Source organism: Streptomyces sp. B1866, assembly GCF_031932565.1.
In the GTDB taxonomy this organism is placed as follows: Bacteria; Actinomycetota; Actinomycetes; order Streptomycetales; family Streptomycetaceae; genus Streptomyces.
Map to the genome: position 1 here is coordinate 1 of NZ_JAVSCF010000115.1, position 19,357 is coordinate 19,357.

17 protein-coding genes are annotated in these 19,357 nt (G+C 75.0%); 6 read left to right on the forward strand and 11 right to left on the reverse strand.

Going from position 1 to position 19,357, the window contains the following annotated elements; all coding sequences use genetic code 11:
- The 6 genes from RKE29_RS16535 to RKE29_RS16560 all read right to left on the reverse strand — a co-directional run.
- The coding region (locus RKE29_RS16535; protein ID WP_312006166.1) for an MSMEG_0567/Sll0786 family nitrogen starvation N-acetyltransferase at positions 1–999 on the reverse strand (999 nt) is incomplete at its 3' end.
- The gene (locus RKE29_RS16540) at positions 996–2,099 is read right to left on the reverse strand and encodes an MSMEG_0568 family radical SAM protein (RefSeq protein WP_312006167.1); all 1,104 of its coding nucleotides are present in this window, start codon (positions 2,097–2,099) and stop codon (positions 996–998) included. The genes RKE29_RS16535 and RKE29_RS16540, both read right to left, overlap by 4 nt.
- 11 nt (positions 2,100–2,110) lie before the next feature.
- The gene (locus RKE29_RS16545) at positions 2,111–2,653 is read right to left on the reverse strand and encodes an MSMEG_0572/Sll0783 family nitrogen starvation response protein (RefSeq protein WP_312006168.1); all 543 of its coding nucleotides are present in this window, start codon (positions 2,651–2,653) and stop codon (positions 2,111–2,113) included.
- A 66-nt stretch (positions 2,654–2,719) separates the two neighbouring features.
- Positions 2,720–3,535, reverse strand: coding sequence for an amidohydrolase family protein (locus RKE29_RS16550; protein ID WP_312006169.1), 816 nt, complete (start codon positions 3,533–3,535; stop codon positions 2,720–2,722).
- 59 nt (positions 3,536–3,594) lie between these two features.
- Positions 3,595–4,908 (reverse strand): MSMEG_0569 family flavin-dependent oxidoreductase, encoded by a 1,314-nt coding sequence (locus RKE29_RS16555; protein ID WP_312006170.1) that lies wholly within the window; start codon positions 4,906–4,908, stop codon positions 3,595–3,597.
- Between the two features lie 323 nt (positions 4,909–5,231).
- Complete coding sequence (locus RKE29_RS16560) at positions 5,232–5,699, reverse strand: SCP2 sterol-binding domain-containing protein (RefSeq protein WP_312006171.1); 468 nt, start codon at positions 5,697–5,699, stop codon at positions 5,232–5,234.
- 74 nt (positions 5,700–5,773) lie between these two features.
- On the opposite strand from RKE29_RS16560, the gene RKE29_RS16565 reads away from it, so the two are divergent.
- Positions 5,774–6,433 carry a TetR/AcrR family transcriptional regulator gene (locus tag RKE29_RS16565; RefSeq protein WP_312006172.1) on the forward strand — a complete coding sequence of 220 codons (660 nt, stop codon included), beginning with the start codon at positions 5,774–5,776 and terminating at the stop codon, positions 6,431–6,433.
- Here the strand turns inward: RKE29_RS16565 and RKE29_RS16570 are convergent.
- Positions 6,419–7,267, reverse strand: coding sequence for a MaoC/PaaZ C-terminal domain-containing protein (locus RKE29_RS16570; protein WP_312006173.1), 849 nt, complete (start codon positions 7,265–7,267; stop codon positions 6,419–6,421). The genes RKE29_RS16565 and RKE29_RS16570 overlap by 15 nt on opposite strands.
- Before the next feature lie 5 nt (positions 7,268–7,272).
- Positions 7,273–8,634 carry a 3-oxoacyl-ACP reductase gene (locus RKE29_RS16575; protein ID WP_312006174.1) on the reverse strand — a complete coding sequence of 454 codons (1,362 nt, stop codon included), beginning with the start codon at positions 8,632–8,634 and terminating at the stop codon, positions 7,273–7,275.
- Between the two features lie 73 nt (positions 8,635–8,707).
- On the opposite strand from RKE29_RS16575, the gene RKE29_RS16580 reads away from it, so the two are divergent.
- The 3 genes from RKE29_RS16580 (at position 8,708) to RKE29_RS16590 (ending at position 13,866) form a co-directional block, all read left to right on the forward strand.
- Positions 8,708–10,012 (forward strand): acetyl-CoA C-acetyltransferase, encoded by a 1,305-nt coding sequence (locus tag RKE29_RS16580; RefSeq protein ID WP_312006175.1) that lies wholly within the window; start codon positions 8,708–8,710, stop codon positions 10,010–10,012.
- A 67-nt stretch (positions 10,013–10,079) separates the two neighbouring features.
- The gene (locus RKE29_RS16585; protein WP_312006176.1) at positions 10,080–11,993 is read left to right on the forward strand and encodes an AMP-dependent synthetase/ligase; all 1,914 of its coding nucleotides are present in this window, start codon (positions 10,080–10,082) and stop codon (positions 11,991–11,993) included.
- A gap of 46 nt (positions 11,994–12,039) precedes the next feature.
- Complete coding sequence (locus RKE29_RS16590; RefSeq protein WP_312006177.1) at positions 12,040–13,866, forward strand: GMC family oxidoreductase; 1,827 nt, start codon at positions 12,040–12,042, stop codon at positions 13,864–13,866.
- 332 nt (positions 13,867–14,198) lie between these two features.
- Here the strand turns inward: RKE29_RS16590 and RKE29_RS16595 are convergent, their stop codons facing one another.
- The gene (locus tag RKE29_RS16595) at positions 14,199–14,717 is read right to left on the reverse strand and encodes a helix-turn-helix domain-containing protein (protein WP_312006178.1); all 519 of its coding nucleotides are present in this window, start codon (positions 14,715–14,717) and stop codon (positions 14,199–14,201) included.
- 99 nt (positions 14,718–14,816) lie between these two features.
- On the opposite strand from RKE29_RS16595, the gene RKE29_RS16600 reads away from it, so the two are divergent.
- Complete coding sequence (locus tag RKE29_RS16600) at positions 14,817–15,584, forward strand: methyltransferase domain-containing protein (RefSeq protein WP_312006179.1); 768 nt, start codon at positions 14,817–14,819, stop codon at positions 15,582–15,584.
- Between the two features lie 27 nt (positions 15,585–15,611).
- Here the strand turns inward: RKE29_RS16600 and RKE29_RS16605 are convergent, their stop codons facing one another.
- Both RKE29_RS16605 and RKE29_RS16610 read right to left on the reverse strand, forming a co-directional pair.
- The gene (locus RKE29_RS16605; protein WP_312006180.1) at positions 15,612–17,165 is read right to left on the reverse strand and encodes a prenyltransferase/squalene oxidase repeat-containing protein; all 1,554 of its coding nucleotides are present in this window, start codon (positions 17,163–17,165) and stop codon (positions 15,612–15,614) included.
- A gap of 81 nt (positions 17,166–17,246) precedes the next feature.
- Positions 17,247–17,729, reverse strand: a complete 483-nt coding sequence (locus RKE29_RS16610) for an NUDIX domain-containing protein (protein WP_312006181.1) — start codon at positions 17,727–17,729, stop codon at positions 17,247–17,249.
- A gap of 175 nt (positions 17,730–17,904) precedes the next feature.
- Here RKE29_RS16610 and RKE29_RS16615 point away from each other — a divergent pair, with 175 nt between their 5' ends.
- A complete protein-coding gene (locus RKE29_RS16615) occupies positions 17,905–19,227 on the forward strand; it encodes a cytochrome P450 (RefSeq protein WP_312006182.1) in 1,323 nt (440 codons plus the stop codon).
- The last annotated feature ends 130 nt before the right edge of the window (positions 19,228–19,357 follow it).

Genomic DNA, 19,357 nt, shown 5'->3' on the forward strand with positions numbered 1-19,357 from the left:
GGTGACCGCCAGCGCGGCCGGGACGCCGAGCTGGGTGTGCCCGCCGAGGACCGGCGCGCCGTACGCGCCGGCCGCCCGCCGCAGGCCCGCCAGCACCCGGGCGGCGTGCGCGGCGTCCCGCGCGCCGAGCGCGTCGAGCAGCCCGACCGGGGTGGCGCCCATGGCGGACAGGTCGTTGACGTTGACCAGCACCGAGCACCAGCCGGCCCACTCCGGGTCGCGCTCGACCATGGACGGCACGATGGCGTCGCAGGCGGCCACCAGGTCGCTGCCGGGCACCGGCGCGCCGTCGTCCCCGACGAACCCGGCGCCGCCCGGCGCGAGACCGGCCAGCAGCGGTCCGAGCGCCGCCTTGGCGGCCGCCGCCTGCGCGGCGATCCGGCCGACGGGCCAGCGCATCGCCACGTGCGGCCGCCCGGCGACCGTCTCCGGCCGCACCGGCAGCCAGCCCAGGCGGCGGAACATCCGCTCGCCGCGCGCCTGCACCACCGCCTCGAACCGCAGCACCCCGGCCGCCTCCGCGCGGGCGCAGGCCGCCCGCACCAGCGCGGGCCCCAGGCCCCCCAGGCGCCGGGCGGCGGGCGCGACGGCCAGCCGGCCGCCGGCCCACCAGCCGAGGTCGGGCCCGTCGTCCACCGGGCCGAGCCGCACCCCGCCGACCACCTCGCCCGACCGGTCGCGGGCGACCAGCACCACGGTGCGCGGGTCGCTGTCGCGGTCGTCCAGGTCGTGTCCGTCGAACAGCCGCTGCTCGCCCACGAACACCTCCCGCCGCAGCCGCCGGTAGGCGCGCAGCGCGTCGGGATGCTCGGCCGGCTCGACGCGGAAGGCCGGCTGCCGGTCCAGGGTGGCGCGGTCGCCGAGCAGCAGCAGGATGTCGTCCGCGCCGCCGCGGGGGTGGTCGCCGCGCAGGTCGAGCAGGTCGCCCGGGGAGGCGGGGTCCCGGGCGGCGGCCGGGCCCGCGGCGCGGGGCCCGCGCGGGCCCGGCACCGCGCTCACCCGCCCGCTGCGCGCAGCACGCCGCACGCGCCGCACGCCGCGCAGCCCGCCCGCTGGTCGGCGCCGGACATGCCCGCGGCGCGCAGCTTCGCGGCCACCGCCTCGGTGACGTACCGCAGCAGCTCCGGGTCGGGGGCGGGCACTCCGTCGCGCGCGGCGAGCGTGCCGCGCATGGGCCGGAAGGGGACGACGAAGGGGTAGACGCCGCGGTCGACGAGCCGGCCCGCGCCCGCGATCAGCTCGTCGGGGTCCTCGCCGAGGCCGACCAGCAGGTAGGTCGACACCCGGTTGCGGCCGAAGACGCGCACGGCCTCGTCCCAGGCGGCCTCGTACGCGGCCAGCGGCACGGTGGACTTGCCGGGCATCCACCGCCGCCGCACCGCGTCGTCCAGCGCCTCGACGTGGATGCCGATCGCGGTGGCCCCGGCGGCCCGCAGCGCGCCGATCCAGCCGAGGCCGGCGGGCGGCTCGCACTGCACCTGCACGGGCAGCCCGGGCACGGCCGCCAGGACGGCGGCCGTGGACCGGGCGAGCGCGCGGGCCCCGCGGTCGGGCCCGGAGGTGGTGCCGGTGGTCATCACCATCTGCCGGACGCCGTCGAGCCGGACCGCGGCCTCGGCCACCTCCGCAAGCTGCGCCGGGGTCTTGGCGGCGACCGTCGCGCCCGCGCGCAGCGACTCCTCGACGGTGCAGAAGCGGCAGCGGTCCGCCTCGGCGTAGCGGACGCAGGTCTGCACGACGGTGGTGGCCAGCACGCCGTCGCCGTGCAGGCGGGCGATGTGCTCGTACGGCACACCGTCGGCGGTGGCCAGGTCGTAGAACCGCGGCCGCCGTACGGGCGTGAGGGTCAGCCCGGTGTCCTGCCCGCCCCGCCACACCCGGCCGTCGCGGACGTCGTAGGGGCTCGCGGGGTTGACGGGGAGGGCGGCGCCGGCGCCGCCGCCGGGCCCGCCCAGGACGAAGTGGCCGTCGTCGCTCGGTCCCGCCCCGTCCGGCCGGCGCAGCGGCGCGGGGGTGCGCACGCCGTGCACGGCCAGCTCGGCGCGGACGCGCACGCGCGCGTCCGCGTCGGCGTTCTGGGGGTTGGTGCCCACGCTCACGGCGCGCCCCCTCACAGCTGGTAGGTGGAGTTGATGATGGCGCCCTTGCGGGCGTAGTGGATCAGCGCGTCCTGCACGTCGAGCGGGTGGGTGGGGATGACGCCCTCGATCAGGTCCTCCTCGCGCGCGCCGTGCAGGGACAGGCCGAAGCGGCAGCAGTAGACCGTGCCGCCCTCGGCGATGAACGTCCTGAGCTGGTTGTTGATGTTGTGCTCGCCGGGGAAGGCGGAGTTGCCGGTGGTGGGGAAGCCGCGGGTGGCCAGGCAGTTGAGGGAGCCGGGGCCGTAGAAGTAGACGGCGGCCTCGAAGCCCTTGCGCAGCGCGCGGGTGGCCTGCAGGACAGCCACGAAGCTGACGGACGACTCGTGGGCGATGCCGTGCACGAGGGTGAAGTAGCTCTCGCCGTTCTCCGCGCGGTAGTCGGGGAAGACCTTGGTGGTGCCGTAGATGGTGGACCCCTCGGGCAGCGAGGGGTGCGGGATCTCGGCGGCGCTGCGCTGCGCCAGCTCCGCGATGGTCTCGTCGAGGGTGGCGGCGTCCGCGGTGTCGCTCATGGTGTCTCCCTGGGAGTGTCGGCGGTCGGGGGACCGGGGGCGTGGGCGGGGGAGGGGCGTGGGCGGTCAGTCGTAGAGCGCGGCGAAGGTCTCGTGGAACACCCGCGCGCCGAGTTCGCCGCCGCCGGCGGCGGCGGACATCCGGGCGTGCTCGCCGGCGAAGTCGCCCCACGGCTGGTCGCTGGCGAACAGCACCCGGTCGTGGCCGGCGCCGCGGCGCTCGATCTCCCGGGCCAGCCAGTACGGCGCGAAGCCGATGGCCCAGGACAGGTCGGTGTAGACGCGCTTGCCGGCCGCGATCCAGTCGAAGAACCGGCCGCCGGCGAGCTTGATGTGCCCGCTCATGCCGCCGCCGAAGTGCACCAGGTGCACCGGCACCCGGTCGGCGTACCAGTCGACCAGGTGGCCGACCTCGTCGATGTCGGAGGCGGCGCCGGGCGAGGTGTGGACGTGCACGGTCAGGCCCAGGCGCGCGGCCTCGCCGAAGATCCGGTCCAGCTGCGGGCGGCAGGCCGGGTCGGTGGCCCGGCCGCCGAGCAGGAAGCTCAGCTTCAGCGCCCGTACGCCGTCCTCGCGGGCGAGCGCGAGGGCGCGGGCGGTGCGGTCGGCGTCCTCCGGGCGCGGGGAGACCCACAGCCCGGCGCGGACCCGGTCGTCGGTCTGTGCGGCCTCGACGACCAGCTCGTTGAAGGAGAACGCGACGGCCGGGTCGGGGACCCCGTAGTTGGGCAGCACCAGGGCGCGCTCGGTGCCCTCGGCGTCGAGGTCGGCCAGCAGCCGCTTGACGGTGGCGCGGGCGGTGGAGTCGGGGTTGACGGGCGGGCCGCCGTAGAAGGGGTGGGCGGGCAGCACGCCCAGGTGCCGGTGCGCGTCGCAGACCACGCGGTGCCTCCTCGTTCGTGTGCGGGCGGTGCCCGGTGTCCGCGGGCGGGCGGCGCCGGTCAGCCGACGGGCAGGGCGGCGGCGAGGACGGGGGGAGCGCCGGTCAGCGTGCCGCAGACGTCGGCGAGCCGGCGCGCGGCGTCGATGTGCCCGGCCAGGAACTCCGCGTCGTCGCCGACCGCCTCGAAGCGGCCCGACCCCCAGCGGTACTGCCAGGGCAGGCCGAGGAAGTACAGGCCGGGGCAGCTGGTGGCGCCGCGCCAGTGCATGGGGTAGCCGCGGCCGTCGAAGGCGGGCACCTCGATCCAGCGGTGGTCGCGGGCGAAGCCGGTGGCCCAGACGACGCACCCGACGCCGGCCGCGGCGAGGTCCAGCGTCCGCGGCTGCCCGTCCGGCGGCCGCCATACGGGCGTGTAGCGCGGCTCGTACGGCGCGTCGAGGCCGCGCGCGGCGATGTGCGCGTCGATGGCGTCCTTGATGCCCTCGGCGACGGCGTCGGCGTGGTCCAGGGAGGCGGCCAGGTCGTCGGCGAACGCGCAGCTGCCGCCGTCGACGCCGGTGAGGTGGCCGTACAGCCGCATGCCGTCCCGGGCGAAGGCCCGCAGGTCGATGTCGCGGCCGCCGTCCCGGCCGGTGACGTAGTGGTTGACCCGGGTCCGTACGGCGTCGGTGTCGGGGTGGGCGTCGATGGGCCGGGCGTAGTGGCCCATCTCGTCCAGCCAGGCCACGCAGTCGCGGCCGCGGTAGAAGCGGGCCACGCGCGGCGCGCTGCCCACGGCCAGGTGCACCTGGCGGCCCGCGAGGTGCAGGTCCTCGGCGATCTGGCAGCCGGACTGGCCGCTGCCGACGACGAGCACCGCGCCCTCGGGCAGCTGGTCGGGGTTGCGGTACCGGGCGGAGTGCAGCTGGACCAGCGAGCCGGGCAGCCGCTCGGCGATCCGGGGCACGGCCGGGGTGTGGTACGGGCCGGTGGCCACCACGACCTGCCCGGCGGTCAGGTCGCCCGCGGTCGTGGTGAGGCGGAAGGCCCCGCCGTCGGCGCGGCGCAGCCGGGTGACGCGCACGCCCTCCACCAGGGGCGGGCGGAAGGAGGCCGCGTAGTCCTCCAGGTACCGCACGATCTCGTCGCGGCCCATGAAGCCGTGCGGGTCGGGGCCGCGGTAGGGGAAGCCGGGCAGCCGGCACTGCCAGTTGGGGGTGACCAGGCAGAAGGAGTCCCAGCGCCGCTCGCGCCACTCGTGGCCGACGCGGTGCGCCTCGATGACGACGTGCTCGACGCCGCGCCGCTGGAGGCAGTGGCTCATGGACAGGCCCGCCTGCCCGCCGCCGACGACGGCCACCGGGTAGTGGGCGCCCGCCAGGTCCGCCGTCACCGCCGCTCCTCCGTGGCGGGACCGGCGGCGTGCCGGGAGGCCCGGCCGAGGCGGGGGAGAGGGCCGGTACGCGGGGGGCGGGGTGCGGGGCGGCGCCGGGGCCGGCCGTGCGGCCGGGCTGCCCGGGCAGGGGTGAGAGGCATGGCTGACGACCTCCGGGGCGGGCCGCCGGGACTCTCGGACGAGTCCCGGGACTGCTCGTGAGGACTACTTCAGCCATTCCCTGTTTCCGGTCCGGGTCATCCGGAATAAAGACCGGTTACCGAAAGCTCACCGTCCGTACAGGGGAGTCGGCGTCCGGCCCGCATGCCGGGCGCCGCGGGTCAGGCCCGGGGGATGTCGAAGATCTTGGTCAGCCCGGAGGCGAGGCCCACGTCGCCGAACACCTTCAGCTTGCGGGTCATGAACAGCGTGAACGGGCTGGCGTTGCCGGAGACGAGCTGGAGGAACTCCGCGTCGCCGAGCGTGAGGGTGACGCGCGGGCGGGCGTCGGAGCGGCCCTCGGTGACCGTGACCGTGCCGTTCGCGATGTGGGTCTCGAAGACCCGCCGGTTGTCGTCGTTCCCGATGTTCCAGCGGATCACGGCGTCGAGGTCGCCGGCCTTGTCGGGGCGGAACTGCTTCTCGATCCGTCCGCGGATCTCCGTGATCACGCGTTCGCGCAGCTCGGTGTCGGCGGACAGCTCGTTGATCTGCCGGGTGGACAGCCTCTTGACGATCTGTGCGAACTCCTGCGGCGAGACGGTCGCGAAGTCGAGATCGGCCAGTTCCTGCTCGATGCCGTGGGCCATCGCTCGTCCTTATTTGACCGGAAAGTAGACTTACTGCACGGTAAGATTACGGCGGAGTAGGTAGGCTGACAAGGGTGACGGAGAAACGCAGACGACGGCTTCCCCGGAAGGTCCGCGAGCAGCAGATCATCGACGTCGCGGTGCAGGTTTTCTCCAAGCGCGGCTACCACGCCGCGTCGGTGGATGAGATCGCCGAGCTGGCGGGCGTCTCCAAGCCGATGGTGTACCTCTACCTCGACTCCAAGGAGGGCCTGTTCGTCGCGTGCCTGCGCCGTGAGGCCGAACGCCTGGTCGCCGGGTTCCAGAGCGCCGCCCGCGGGGCCGGCTCGCCCGAGCTGCGGCTGTGGGCGGGCGTCTCGGCGTTCTTCACCTTCGTCTCGCAGCACCGGGACGGCTGGGTGGTGCTCTACCGGCAGGCGTCGGAGCTGAGCGAGGCCATCGCCGCGGAGCTGGCGCAGGCGCGGCGCGCCGTGATGGCCGAGGTGGCGGGACTGGTCAGGGCCGGTGCCTCGGAGGGCACCGGCCCTGTACGCCTCAAGGAGGAGGACGCCGACTTCGTGGCCCAGGCCCTGGTCGGCGCCGCCGACTCCCTCACCGAGTGGATGGAGCGGCACCCCGGCGAGTCGCCCGACCACACCGCCCACCGCCTGATGAACATGGTGTGGATCGGCATGCGCAACGTTCTCGCCGGGGAGTTCTGGGAGCCCCCGCAGCCGGGGTCACTCCACCGGTGACACCTTCCCGCGCAGGTGCTCGCGGCCGGAGCTCGCGCTGGTCAGCTCGAAGTCCCAGTGGGCCGCCGTGCCCGCGGCGCGGAAGCGCACCTGGGTGGGCAGCAGCACCGGCGCGCGGAAGCCGATCTCCACGGCGTACGCCTCCGGCAGGACGCTCTCCAGCGCCGCCAGGCTGCGCGCCTTGGTCCACATGCCGTGCGCGATGGCCTTGGGGAACCCGAACAGCCGCGCCGTGAGCGGGTGCATGTGGATCGGGTTGCGGTCGCCCGAGACCGCGCCGTAGTCCCGGCCGATGGAGCCGGGCACCTTCCACCGCTCGTCGAGCCCGGCCGCGCCGAGGTCGAGGGCCTCCTCAGGGGCGGACTCGCCCGAGCCGCGCCCGCGCACCAGGTAGGTGCTCACCGACCGCCACACCGGCGTGCCCGCCTCGTCCGCGACCGCCTCGATCTGGAACGTGGTGCCCTTGGGGTGCGGCACCGGCTGGTGGTTCCACACCTGGTAGGTCAGCCGCTCCTTGGTGCCGATCGCCCGCAGCTGCTCGATCCGGTTGGTGAGGTGCACCAGACCCAGCAGCGGGAAGGGGAAGTCCTTCCGGGCCATCAGCTCCATGTGCAGCGGGAACGCCACGACGTGCGGGAAGGTGACCGGCAGCACCTCGCGGTCGGGGAAGCCGCAGACCTTGGCGTACCGCCGGACCTTGCCCGGGTCGGCCGGCACGTCCCGCAGCACCAGCCGCCGCTGGGGTACGTCCTTGCGGCTGCCGCCCTTGGGGAGCAGCGCCCGGACGTACAGGCTCGCCATCGAGGGCGGGGAACCGATTTCCTCCGTCTCCATGGTGCTCAGGCCCCCAGGAGGGACTGGCCGCACACCCGCAGGACCTGGCCGGTGACGCCCGCGCTGCCGGGGGAGGCGAAGAAGGCCACCGCCTCGGCCACGTCGACGGGCTGGCCGCCCTGCTTCATGCTGTTCATCCGCCGTCCGGCCTCCCGGATGAACAGCGGCACGGCCGCCGTCATCTGGGTCTCGATGAAGCCGGGGGCGATGGCGTTGACGGTGATGCCGCGCCCGGACGCCGCCGGGGCCAGGCTCTGCACGTAGCCGATCAGGCCGGCCTTGCTGGCCGCGTAGTTGGTCTGGCCCACGTTGCCCGCGATACCGCTGATGGACGAGGTGGCGATCACCCGGCCGCCGTCGCGCAGCACCGGGCTGGAGCCCTCCAGCAGGCGGGCGGTCAGCCGCTCGACCGATGTGAGATTCACCGCAAGGACGGAGTCCCAGCGCTTGGCGTCCATCCGGCCCAGGGTCTTGTCGCGGGTGATGCCGGCGTTGTGCACCACCACGTCCACGCCGCCGTGGTGCTCCTTGAGGTGCTCGGCGAGCCGGTCGGCGGCGTCCGCCGCGGTGATGTCCAGCTCCAGCGCCGTGCCGTCGATGCGGCCGGCGACCCGGCGCAGGTCCTCGGCCTGGGCCGGGATGTCCAGCACGACCACCTGGGCCCCGTCCCGGGCCAGCGTCTCGGCGACCACGGCGCCGATGCCGCGCGAGGCGCCGGTGACCACGGCCACCTTGCCGTCCAGCGGCCGCTCCCAGTCGGCCGGGGCGGGCACCTTCTTGGCGCCGGCGATCCGCACCACCTGGCCGGAGACGTACGCCGAGCGCGGCGAGATCGCGAAGCGCACCGCGGACTCCACCGCGTTCTCCGCACCCGGCGCCACCAGCAGCAGGTTCGCGGTCGCGCCGCGCTTGAGCTCCTTGCCGACCGACCGTACGAAGCCCTCCAGCGCGCGCTGGGCGGTGGCCTCGCTGACGTCGCTGACCAGCTCCGGCGGGGTGCCCACGACCACGACCCGGCCGTTGGGGGCGAGCGAGCGGATGCGCGGGTGGAAGAACGCGTACAGCGCGCTCAGCTGTCCGCTGTCGGTGATGCCGGTAGCGTCGAAGACGAGGACCGAGGGCCGGGTGCCGGTCTCGCCGGCGCCGGCGCCGCTGTCGGTCTCGACCTCGGCGCCGATGGAGTCGAGCAGCGCGCGCAGGGTCTTGCCCACCCGGCCGCCGTCCGCGCCGCCGAGCACCACGCGGCCGGAAACCACCGGCCGTCCGGGCCGGAAGCGCACCAGCGGCTCCGGCTGCGGGAGCCCGAGACGCTTGGCCACGAAGGCACCCGGCCCGCTGGTGGTCAGCTTTTGGTAGCGGTCAGCCATTGATTTCTCCTTACGCGCGAGTAAGTTTACGTCAGAGTAAGTACTGTGGTTCCGGATCACAAGGAGTGGCTTCATGGCAACGACCGGGCGTCGCGTCGCGATCATCGGTGGCAATCGCATCCCGTTCGCCAGGTCGGACGGTCCCTATGCAACCGCCTCGAACCAGGACATGCTGACCGCCGCGCTGGCCGGTCTGGTCGACCGCTTCGACCTCGGCGGCCAGGTGCTCGGCGAGTTCGCCGCGGGCGCGGTGCTCAAGCACAGCCGTGACTTCAACCTGGCCCGCGAGGTCGTGCTGGGCAGCGGCCTGGACCACCGCACGCCCGCCTACGACCTCCAGCAGGCGTGCGGGACCGGCCTGGAGGCTGTGATCCTCGTCGCCAACAAGATCGCGCTCGGCCAGATCGACTCGGGCATCGCGGGCGGCGTCGACACCGCCAGCGACGCCCCGCTCGGCGTCAACGACACCCTGCGCAAGGTGCTGCTGAACGCCCGGCGGCAGAAGACCGTCGGCCAGCGGGTCGGCGCGCTGACCGCCATCCGGCCCAAGCACCTGGTCCCGGACATCCCGCGCAACGCCGAGCCGCGCACCGGCCTGTCCATGGGCGAGCACGCCGCGCAGACCGCCCTGCAGTGGCAGGTCGCCCGCGAGGCCCAGGACCAGCTCGCGGCCACCAGCCACCAGCGCCTGGCCGCCGCCTACGAGCGCGGCTTCCTGGACGACCTCATCAGCCCCTACCGCGGCCTCAAGCGCGACCAGAACCTGCGCCCGGACAGCAGCGTGGAGAAGCTGGCCAAGCTGAAGCCGGTGTTCGGCAAGGGCGAGGGCGCCACCATGACCGCGGGCAACTCCACCCCGCTGACCGACGGCGCGTCCACCGTGCTGCTGGCCAGCGAGGAGTGGGCCGCCGAGCGCAACCTGCCGGTGCTCGCCTACTTCACCGACGCCCGCACCGCGGGCGTGGACTTCGTGGGCGGCCCCGACGGCCTGCTGATGGCGCCGACGTACGCGGTGCCCAGGCTGCTGGCCGCCCACGGGCTCACCTTCGACGACCTGGACTTCGTGGAGATCCACGAGGCGTTCGCCTCCCAGGTGCTGGCCACCCTCGCGGCGTGGGAGGACCCGGACTTCTGCAAGGACCGGCTGGGCCTGGACGCACCGCTGGGCAGCGTGGACCGCGGCAAGCTCAACGTGGTCGGCTCCTCCCTGGCCACCGGCCACCCGTTCGCGGCCACCGGCGGGCGGATCGTCGCGACGCTGGCGAAGCTCCTGGACGAGCGGGCCGCGAGCGGCGGCGCCAAGGGCACCCCGCTGCGCGGCCTGATCTCCATCTGCGCCGCCGGCGGCCTCGGCGTGACCGCGCTCCTCGAACGCTGAGCGCCTGACCACCCCCCACGCACGACCGCCCCCCCACCTCGCCCGCGAGCCGCGAACAGGAGCCGACATGGGCGTTTTGAAAGACATGAAAAAGGCCAAGGAGCACAGCGATCTCGCCGATCGTGTCTCCGTGGAGGTGATCCGCGAGAACGGCGTCGTGCGCGAGGCGCGCACCCGGCCGCTCGCGCCGCCGGCGACGGGCAGCGTCGCCGACATCCCCTTCACGAACGCGCAGGAGGACCCGGACGCCGTCGTCCTCAAGCGCAAGGAGGGGGGCCAGTGGCGGCCGGTCACCGCGGCGGCGTTCGCCGCCGAGGTGCAGGCCGTCGCGAAGGGGCTGATCGCCGCCGGGCTCCAGCCCGGCGGCCGGGTGGCGCTGATGTCCCGCACCCGCTACGAGTGGCAGCTGTTCGACTTCGCGATCTGGGCGGCGGGCGGTCAGACCGTGCCCATCTACGCCACGTCGTCCGCCGAGCAGGTCGAGTGGATCCTCGCCGACTCCGGCGCCCGCTACCTCGTGGTCGAGACGTCGGACAACGCGGACACCGCGAAGGCGGCCGCGGCGGCCCTGCCCGAGCCGCCGCGGGTGTGGCAGATCGACTCCGGCGCGGTCGCCGAGCTGACCGCGCTGGGCCGCGACCTGTCCGACGAGGAGGTCACCAAGCGCCGCGCCGGGCTCGGCCCGGACACCATTGCCACCATCTGCTACACCTCGGGCACCACCGGCCGGCCCAAGGGCTGCGTGCTCACCCACGGCAACCTCTACGAGGAGTCGGCCAACACCGTGGAGCTGCTGCACCCGGTGTTCAAGGCGGTCACCGGCCAGACGGCGTCCACCCTGCTGTTCCTGCCGCTGGCGCACATCCTGGGCCGCACCATCCAGATCTCCTGCCTGATGGCGCGCATCGAGCTGGGCCACTGCCCGAGCATCAAGCCGGACGAGCTGCGGCCGGAGCTGAAGAGCTTCCAGCCCACCTTCGTCATCGGCGTGCCGTACCTGTTCGAGAAGATCCACGCCACCGGGCGGGCCACCGCCGAGAAGATCGGCCGCGCCTCCTCCTTCGACCGCGCGCACAACATCGCGGTCAAGTTCGGCCAGGCCCACCTGGACAAGTTCCTGGGCACCGGCCGCGGGCCGGGCCTGGGCCTGTGGCTGGCCTGGGGCCTGTACAACCTGCTGGTCTACCGGCGCGTCCGCAAGGAGCTGGGCGGCCGGCTCGGCTACGCGATCAGCGGCGGCTCGGCCCTGGGCCGCGAGCTCAACCTGTTCTTCTACGCCTGCCAGGTCGTGATCTACGAGGGCTACGGCCTCACCGAGACCACCGCCGCCGCCACCCTCATCCCGCCGCTCCAGCCCCGCCCCGGCACCGTGGGCCAGCCCGTGCCCGGCGCCGCGGTGCGCATCGCCGACGACGGCGAGGTGCTGATCAAGGGCGGCATGGTCTTCAGCTCGTACTGGAACAACCCCGAGGCGACGGTCCGGGCCCTGGACGACGGCTGGTTCGCCACCGGCGACCTCGGCAGCCTGGACGACGAGGGCTACCTGAAGATCACCGGGCGCAAGAAGGACATCCTCGTCACCTCCGGCGGCAAGAACGTCTCGCCGGGCGTGCTGGAGGAGCGGCTGTCCAGCCAGACCCCCATCGGCCAGTGCATCGTGGTGGGCGACAACCGCTCCTACATCGCCGCGCTGGTCACGCTGGAGGCCGACGCCATGGACCACTGGCTGTCGGTGCGCAAGCGGCCGCGCAACACGCCGTTCTCCGAGCTGACGAACGACCCCGAGCTCCTCGCGGAGGTCCAGAAGGCCGTCGACTACGCCAACCAGGCGGTCTCCCGGGCCGAGTCGATCCGCAAGTTCCGTATTGTCGAGGGCGAGTTCACCGAGGAGAATGGGCTGCTCACTCCCTCGCTGAAGATCAAGCGGCACGCCGTGACCGCCGCGTTCGCGGACGAGATCGAAGCGCTGTACGAGCGGTGAGGCATCCGACGACCGTGGGCGCGGCTAACGGAGGAGGTCTCCTGGCATGACCGACGTGAACAAGGGGTCCGAGGGCCGGTCCGCCGGCTCCGCGGACCAGCGCGACGACGACTACGACGTGATCGTCATCGGATCCGGCTTCGGCGGCTCGGTGTCCGCGCTGCGCCTGACCGAGAAGGGCTACCGGGTCGGGGTGCTGGAGGCGGGCCGCCGCTTCACCCCCGACACGCTGCCCAAGCACTCGTGGAACCTGCGCGACTACCTGTGGGCGCCGTCCCTGGGGATGTACGGCATTCAGCGCATCCACCTGCTGAAGGATGTCATGATCCTGGCGGGCGCCGGAGTGGGCGGCGGGTCCCTGAACTACGCCAACACCCTCTACGTCCCGCCGCCGGCCTTCTTCGAGGACCGCCAGTGGGGGCACATCACCGACTGGCAGGACGAGCTGGCCCCCTACTACGACCAGGCCAAGCGGATGCTGGGCGTGCGGCTCAACCCGACCGTCACGCCCGCCGACGTCCACCTCAAGGCCGCCGCCGAGAAGATGGGCGTCGGGGACACCTTCCACATGACCCCGGTCGGCGTGTTCTTCGGCGACGGCCAGGACGCGGACGGCACGGCCAAGGCCGCCGCCGGGGCCGAGGTGCCCGATCCGTACTTCGGCGGCGCGGGCCCGGCCCGCAGGGCCTGCATCGAGTGCGGCGAGTGCATGACCGGCTGCCGGCACGGCGCCAAGAACACCCTGGTGCAGAACTACCTCTACCTCGCCGAGCAGGCCGGTGCGGTCATCCACCCGCTGACCACCGTCACCGGCGTCCGCGAGGACGGGCGCGGCGGCTTCGAGGTCACCACCGTGCCCACCAACAAGCGCCGCCGCGGCAAGCGGACGGTGCTGCGCTGCGCCAGGGTCGTGGTCGCGGCCGGCACGTACGGCACGCAGACCCTGCTGCACGGCATGAAGGACTCCGGCGGGCTGCCCCGCCTGTCCGACCGGCTCGGCCGGCTCACCCGCACCAACTCCGAGGCGCTGGTGGGCGTGACGACCTGGCCCCGCCGCTTCCGCAAGAAGTACGGCCGGAACGCGGAGCTGGACTTCACGCGCGGCGTGGCCATCACCTCCTCGATCCACCCCAACGACACCACGCACATCGAGAACGTCCGCTACGGCAAGAAGTCCAACGCCATGGCGATGATCTGCATGCCCCAGTACCGGCAGGGGAGCAGCCTGACCAAGGGGCTCAGCGCCCTCGGCCAGATCCTGCGCCACCCGTTCCTGGTGCTGCGCACGATCTCCTCCTACCGGTGGTCGGAGCGGACCATCATCGGCCTGGTGATGCAGACCCACGACAACTCCCTGATCACCTCGGTCAGGAAGAAGGGCCTGCGCAAGGGGCTGCTCACCGCCGAGCAGGGGCACGGCACGCCCAACCCGGTGCACATCCCCGAGGGCTGGGAGGCGGCCCGGCACCTCGCGGAGGAGATCAACGGCTTCGCGGGTACGAACGTCGGCGAGCTGACCAACCGCCCGCTCACCGCCCACTTCCTGGGCGGCTGCCCGATCGGGGAGGACCCCGAGCAGGGCGTGATCGACCCGTACCACCGGGTCTGGGGCCACCCGGGCGTCTCGGTCGTCGACGGCGCCGCGGTCTCCGCGAACCTCGGCGTCAACCCGTCGCTGACCATCACGGCGCAGGCGGAGCGGGCCATGTCGCTGTGGCCCAACAAGGGCGAGGCCGACCCGCGCCCGGCCCAGGGCGAGGGCTACGTGCGCCTGAGCCCGGTGCCGCCGCGACGCCCCACGGTGCCCGCGGGCGCCTTCGGAGCCCTGCTGCTGCCGGTCCCGGCGGTGCCGCCGAAGGCACCGGCCGGCTGACGGCGCCGGACCGCCGCCGGCCGGCGCCCCGGGGACACGCGTCCCCGGGGCGCCGGCCCGTTTTCGTCGGCACGGTNCCAGGGCGAGGGCTACGTGCGCCTGAGCCCGGTGCCGCCGCGACGCCCCACGGTGCCCGCGGGCGCCTTCGGAGCCCTGCTGCTGCCGGTCCCGGCGGTGCCGCCGAAGGCACCGGCCGGCTGACGGCGCCGGACCGCCGCCGGCCGGCGCCCCGGGGACACGCGTCCCCGGGGCGCCGGCCCGTTTTCGTCGGCACGGTTTTCGTCGGCCCGTTTCCGCCGGCACGGTCTCGGTCGGGCGCCGGGGCCGCGCGCTCAGGCGCGCCCGCCCTCCGGCTCCCGGGCCGCCAGCAGCGGGCCGAGTACGCGCGTGCCGGGCCCGGTCCGGCCGCCGGGGCCCGGGAGCTGCGTGGTGTTGTCCACGGTCAGGACCTCGCCGCAGTGCGCGCAGGCGGGCACCGCGGCGGTGTCCTGGCCGCAGGCCAGGTGCCGGATCCGGGCCGGGGGGCCGGCCGCGCCGGCGTACCAGCGGTCGCCCCAGCTCATCAGCGCGAGCAGCACCGGGTACAGCTCCCTGCCCTTGTCGGTGGCCAGGTAGTGGTCGCGCGGCGGGGCCTCCTGGTACCGCTCGCGGCGCAGCACGCCCTCCTGGACCAGGCGAGCCAGCCGGGCCGACAGGACCTTCCGGGATATGCCCAGGTCGTGGGCGATGTCGTCGAACCGGGCGACCCCGGACAGCACGTCACGCATGATCAGCGCCGTCCAGGCGTCGGCGAACAGGTCCATCGCGCGCGCGATGGAGCAGGAGACGTCGGCGAGCGGGGTGCGGGTCACCCCAGGAGGCTACCCGAGTTCCCTGAGGGAACCCATGCCTGCTACGTTGGCCCGAAAGCACGCCAGACACCTCCGAGCGGGGCGAGCGAGGGAGCGACGATGGCCGGCGGACCGCTGATCGAGCTGGACTCCACGACGCCCGGAGCGGTCGACGGCCGGCACATCCGGGCCGTCACCTTCCAGAGCACGCGCCTGGAGTACCTGACGGGCGTGCTGGAACGCCTGGGCCGCACCCCGTCCGGCAGCGCCCTGGTCGTCGGCAGCGGCCGCGGGCTGCTGGCCGAGGGCCTGGCCCGCCTGGGGTACGACGTGACGGGCGTCGACCCGTCCGGGACCGCGACGCGGATGGCGCGGGAGTCGGCCGCGCGCGCGGGCCTGCCCGTGCGGTACGACACCGCGCCCGCCGACCGGCTGGGCCTGGACGACCAGGCGTTCGACCTCGTCTACGTCGCCGACACCTTCGAGGTCACCGCGGACCTCGACCGGGTGGCCGCGGAGGCGTCCCGGGTGCTGGGGCCCGGCGGCCTGCTGGTCTACGACACCGTGAACCGCTCGCCGCTGGCCCGGGTGATCTACCTCGGCGCCTTCCAGTCCCTGCCGTTCACCCGCATCATGCCTCCCGGCCGGTACGCGGCCGCGCGGCTGCGCCCCCCGGCCGAGGTGGCCGCGGCCCTGGAGCGCGCCGGCCTGCGCAACGAGGACACCTGCGACTTCAAGCCCAAGAACCCGCTGCGGCTGGTCAAGGCCGTCCTCGCGCGGCGGAGCGGCCGGATCACCGACGAGGAGATCGCGCCCATCGTCGACATGGTGCTGGTCCCCGACGGCCGCCCGCTGGTCACCTACCTCGGGTACGCGCGCAAGGCCTGACCCCGGCGCCGGCACCCGGCCGCGACGTCAGCGGCCCCGCGGCCCCAGCGCGTGCGCGAACGCCATCAGCACGCAGACGTCCGCGAGCACCGGTACGTCGTACACCAGCGGCCTCGGCCCGGCCTGGTCGGGGCGGCTGGTGAAGCCGCCGTCCGGCCGCTGCCGCTCGGCCAGGTACTCCACGGCGCGGCGCAGCATCGCCGACCGCGCCGGGACCCGGCTCAGCGCGATGACCGCGTAGGCGGTGCTGATCGGGTCGCTGTCCTCGCCGGGGGCGTGGCCCCAGCCGCCGTCCCGGGCCTGGGCGCGCGCCAGGTAGCCGGTGACCCGCTCCTTGACCGCGGCCGCGGCACGCCGCAGGTCGTCGGGCGCGCCCGCGGTCACGGCGTCGCAGGCGAGGGTGACGCGGAAGACGGCGTTGGTGGCGTTGCGGCTCCAGCTGCGTTCGAGCATGCCCGCGGGCCGCCGCCGGGAGGTGAGGAAGCGCAGGCCCGCCTCGGCCGCCCGGCGGTGGCGCTCGCTGGGCGCCAGCGCGTTCACCGCGGCCGCCGTCATCGCCACCTCCGAGGGCGTGCCCCGGGCGAACGTCGGGAACCCGCCGTCCGTGTTGGCCTGCCGCACCAGGTAGTCCTCGGCCGCCTCGACCGCCCGCGCGTGGCGGCGGGCCGCGACCGCCCGCAGGAACTCGGTGCAGTAGGCGGTGTCGTCCACGTCGCTCTGCCCCACACCCGGGGTGAACCCGAAGCCGCCGTCCGCGTGCTGCACCGCGGCCAGCGCGTCGGCCATGGCGTCCAGCGGCGCGCCCGCGTACCGGCAGCCGGCCAGCGCGAGGCCCGCCGTGGCGGTGGCGAAGACGTCCATGCCGGTGATGAACGGCAGCCCGCCGTCCGCCCGCAGCTCCCCGGCGGTACGCACCGCGGCCTCGGCCGCGGCGGCGCGGTGGCCGGGGTGCCGGGCGAGCGCGAGCAGCCCCAGCAGCCGCGCCAGGTAGTTGCCCTCCCACACCGGGCCGGGCCGGGCCGCGGGCGCGAGCGCCGACCAGTCCCGCGCCGTCACCGCCTCCGGCCGGCCCGTGCCGTAGGCGGCCATGACCTTCAGGGCCGTCATCTCCAGGACCAGCCAGCTCTGCTGCCCGCGCGCGTCGAACTCCTCCAGCGGGGCGTCCGGGTAGCGGGCCGCGCCCAGCTCGGCCAGCACGGTGAGGAACATCAGCCGCTTGCGCCCGGCCGTGAAGTGGTCGAAACCGGACAGCACCCGCTCGGCGTGCGCCTGCCCGGCCACGGCCCGGCCGAGCACCGCCCGGGCCGCCGCGGTCTGTACCGGATCCAGACCGGGCCCCTCCAGCGCGCGGGTGAGGTGGGCCGCGAGCCGGCCGCGCTCCCGCGCGCCGGGCGCCAGCTCGGTCAGCAGCGCGAACAGCAGCGCGGACTCCAGCACCCGGCTGCCGCAGGGCGCGGGCACCAGGCCGCGGCCGTCGACGCACGCCGCCAGGCGCCCGGCGAGCCGGTCGCGGCAGTGCGGCAGCCGCGCGCCGGCCGGGGATATGCGGGCGGGGGAGGGGAGCAGGGCGGCGGTGATCATCCGTACCTCACCTCACGGGGGGACCTCACGGGACCTGACAGAGACCTCACCGGCGCCGGGCGCCTTCACCACGGCCGCCGCTCATCCGGCCAGCCGCGCCAGCGCCCGGCGGCCGACGTCGTCGAAGGGCTGGAACGCGCCGTCCAGCACACGCCGCACGGGCACGAAGCCGTGCCAGGCGACCTCCCGCGGGTCCGGCCGCCCGGCCCGGTCGCAGCGGGCGTGGTGGACGGCGAGCCAGCACGGCCCCACGGGCGACCCGGCCCGGGTGCGCCACACCTCCCGCGGCTCGCAGGCCACCCCCAGCTCCTCGGACAGCTCCCGGACGGCGGCGTCCAGGTAGCTCTCCCCGGCCCGCACCGAGCCGCCGACCAGCACGTCGAAGTGGCCCGGCAGCACCGGCGCCGCGGCCGGGCGCCGGTAGACCAGCACCCGCCCCGCCGCGTCGGTCAGCACCGTGGCGGCCACGCGGTAGTACAGGCCCCGGGCGGCGGCGCCCCCGCGCGGGCCCCGGCCGACGGGACGGTCGTCCACGTCCACATAGTCCACCCACTCCCCACCCATGTCGCCGCCCCTGCCTGCGTCACGTCCGCACCCCCGGAACTGTGTATACGGCAAGTGTCGCATAGGATGCGGGGAGTAGTTCAGACGGTCCGGCGTCCGCGCCGCGGTGTACCGGGAGCCCCCGGCCGCCGCCGCGTTCCGGTGTCCGGCGCCGCCCGTCCGCCTGGGAGCCCGTGTGACCGCAGCCTTCCCCAACGCCCCCGCGCCGCCGCCCGGTCCCGGCGGTCCGCCGCCGTGCCTGGACCTGGACGCCGACGGCGAGGACGCGCGGGCACCGCTGCCCGAGCTGCTGGCCCGCGCCCAGTGCCTCGGGCCGGTCAGCGCGCTGCGCGTGGGCGGACAGCTCATGGTGCTCGTCACCGGCCCCGACGAGGTCGAGCACGTCCTGGTGCGGCACCCCGAGGTCTACGGCAAGCACTCCCACCGGGCCCGCGCGCTGCTCGGCGAAGGCCTGATCTCCGCCACCGGCGACGCGTGGCGCGGGCAGCGGCGGCTGCTCCAACCGCACTTCACCACGGCGGGCGTGCGCCGCTACGAGCGGCACATCGAGGACGCCGCCGCCCGCGCCGCGCACCGCTGGGCCGCCCGGGCCGACGACGGGCGCGGCACGGACGTCGGCGAGGACATGGGGTTCTTCGCACTGGACACCATCTGGCGGCTGCTGACCGCCCGGCCCCTGGACGACGCCACCCACGCCGACCTGGCCGCCCTCGGCACCGTCGTCGCCGCACTGCCGGCCACCGGCCCGGCCGTCACCCAGCCGGAGGCGGTCGAGGAGGCCCTGGCGTCCATCGACGCCACCGCCCACCGCGTCATCGACGCGGCCCGCGCCGACCGGGCGGCCCGGGCCGGGCAGGAGCCCGAGGGCATCCTGGACGTGCTGCTCGACGCCGCCCGCACCCGCCCCGAGTACACCGACCGGCTCATCCGCGACGAGCTGGTGACCCTCGTGGTCGCCGGGCACGAGACCAGCGCCACCACCCTGGCCTGGCTGTGGCTGCTGCTGCACCGGCACCCCGAGGCGCGCGAGTGGGCCCTGGCGGCCGGGGAACCGGGCTCGCCCGGGCGCCGGCAGGCCGTGCAGGCGCTGATCAGCGAGACGCTGCGGCTGTACCCGGCCGTCTGGCTCGTGCCCCGCCACACCACCGCCGCCGACACCCTCGGCGGCTACCGCGTCGAGGCCGGCACCCGCGTGCTGGTGTGCCCCTACCTCGTCCACCGCGACCCGGCCCGGTGGCCGGAGCCGGACGCCTTCGACCCGCGCCGCTTCATCCGCGCGCGCGGGGCCCGGCACGGCGCGTACCACCCGTTCGGCGTCGGCGCCCGCGCCTGCCTCGGGCAGCAGTTCGCGCTGCGCGAGATGACGGCCCTGCTCGACGCCCTGCTGCCCGGGTACGTGCCCGGCTTCCACCAGCCGCCCGCCGCACCCGTCTTCGGCGCCAACCTGCGGCCCGACGGGCCGATGGCGGCCACCATCCGGCGCGCCGGCCCGGCCTGACCGGATCAGGCCGGGCCGGGCCGGCGCGGCGGCCGGTCAGCCGGCGTCCGCGGCGCGGGGGAAGTGGCAGGCCGCCAGGTGGCCCGGGCGCACCGGCGCCGGCCGCGGCGCGTGCCCGGCACACGCGGCG

Excerpts from the sequence above, each read along its gene's own strand:
- RKE29_RS16545 (WP_312006168.1), bottom strand. The coding sequence starts at position 2,653 with ATGAGCGACACCGCGGACGCCGCCACCCTCGACGAGACCATCGCGGAG.
- RKE29_RS16560 (WP_312006171.1), bottom strand. The coding sequence starts at position 5,699 with ATGGCCCACGGCATCGAGCAGGAACTGGCCGATCTCGACTTCGCGACC.
- RKE29_RS16570 (WP_312006173.1), bottom strand. The coding sequence starts at position 7,267 with ATGGAGACGGAGGAAATCGGTTCCCCGCCCTCGATGGCGAGCCTGTAC.
- RKE29_RS16575 (WP_312006174.1), bottom strand. The coding sequence starts at position 8,634 with ATGGCTGACCGCTACCAAAAGCTGACCACCAGCGGGCCGGGTGCCTTC.
- RKE29_RS16580 (WP_312006175.1), top strand. The coding sequence starts at position 8,708 with ATGGCAACGACCGGGCGTCGCGTCGCGATCATCGGTGGCAATCGCATC.
- RKE29_RS16585 (WP_312006176.1), top strand. The coding sequence starts at position 10,080 with ATGGGCGTTTTGAAAGACATGAAAAAGGCCAAGGAGCACAGCGATCTC.
- RKE29_RS16590 (WP_312006177.1), top strand. The coding sequence starts at position 12,040 with ATGACCGACGTGAACAAGGGGTCCGAGGGCCGGTCCGCCGGCTCCGCG.
- RKE29_RS16600 (WP_312006179.1), top strand. The coding sequence starts at position 14,817 with ATGGCCGGCGGACCGCTGATCGAGCTGGACTCCACGACGCCCGGAGCG.
- RKE29_RS16605 (WP_312006180.1), bottom strand. The coding sequence starts at position 17,165 with ATGATCACCGCCGCCCTGCTCCCCTCCCCCGCCCGCATATCCCCGGCC.
- RKE29_RS16610 (WP_312006181.1), bottom strand. The coding sequence starts at position 17,729 with ATGGGTGGGGAGTGGGTGGACTATGTGGACGTGGACGACCGTCCCGTC.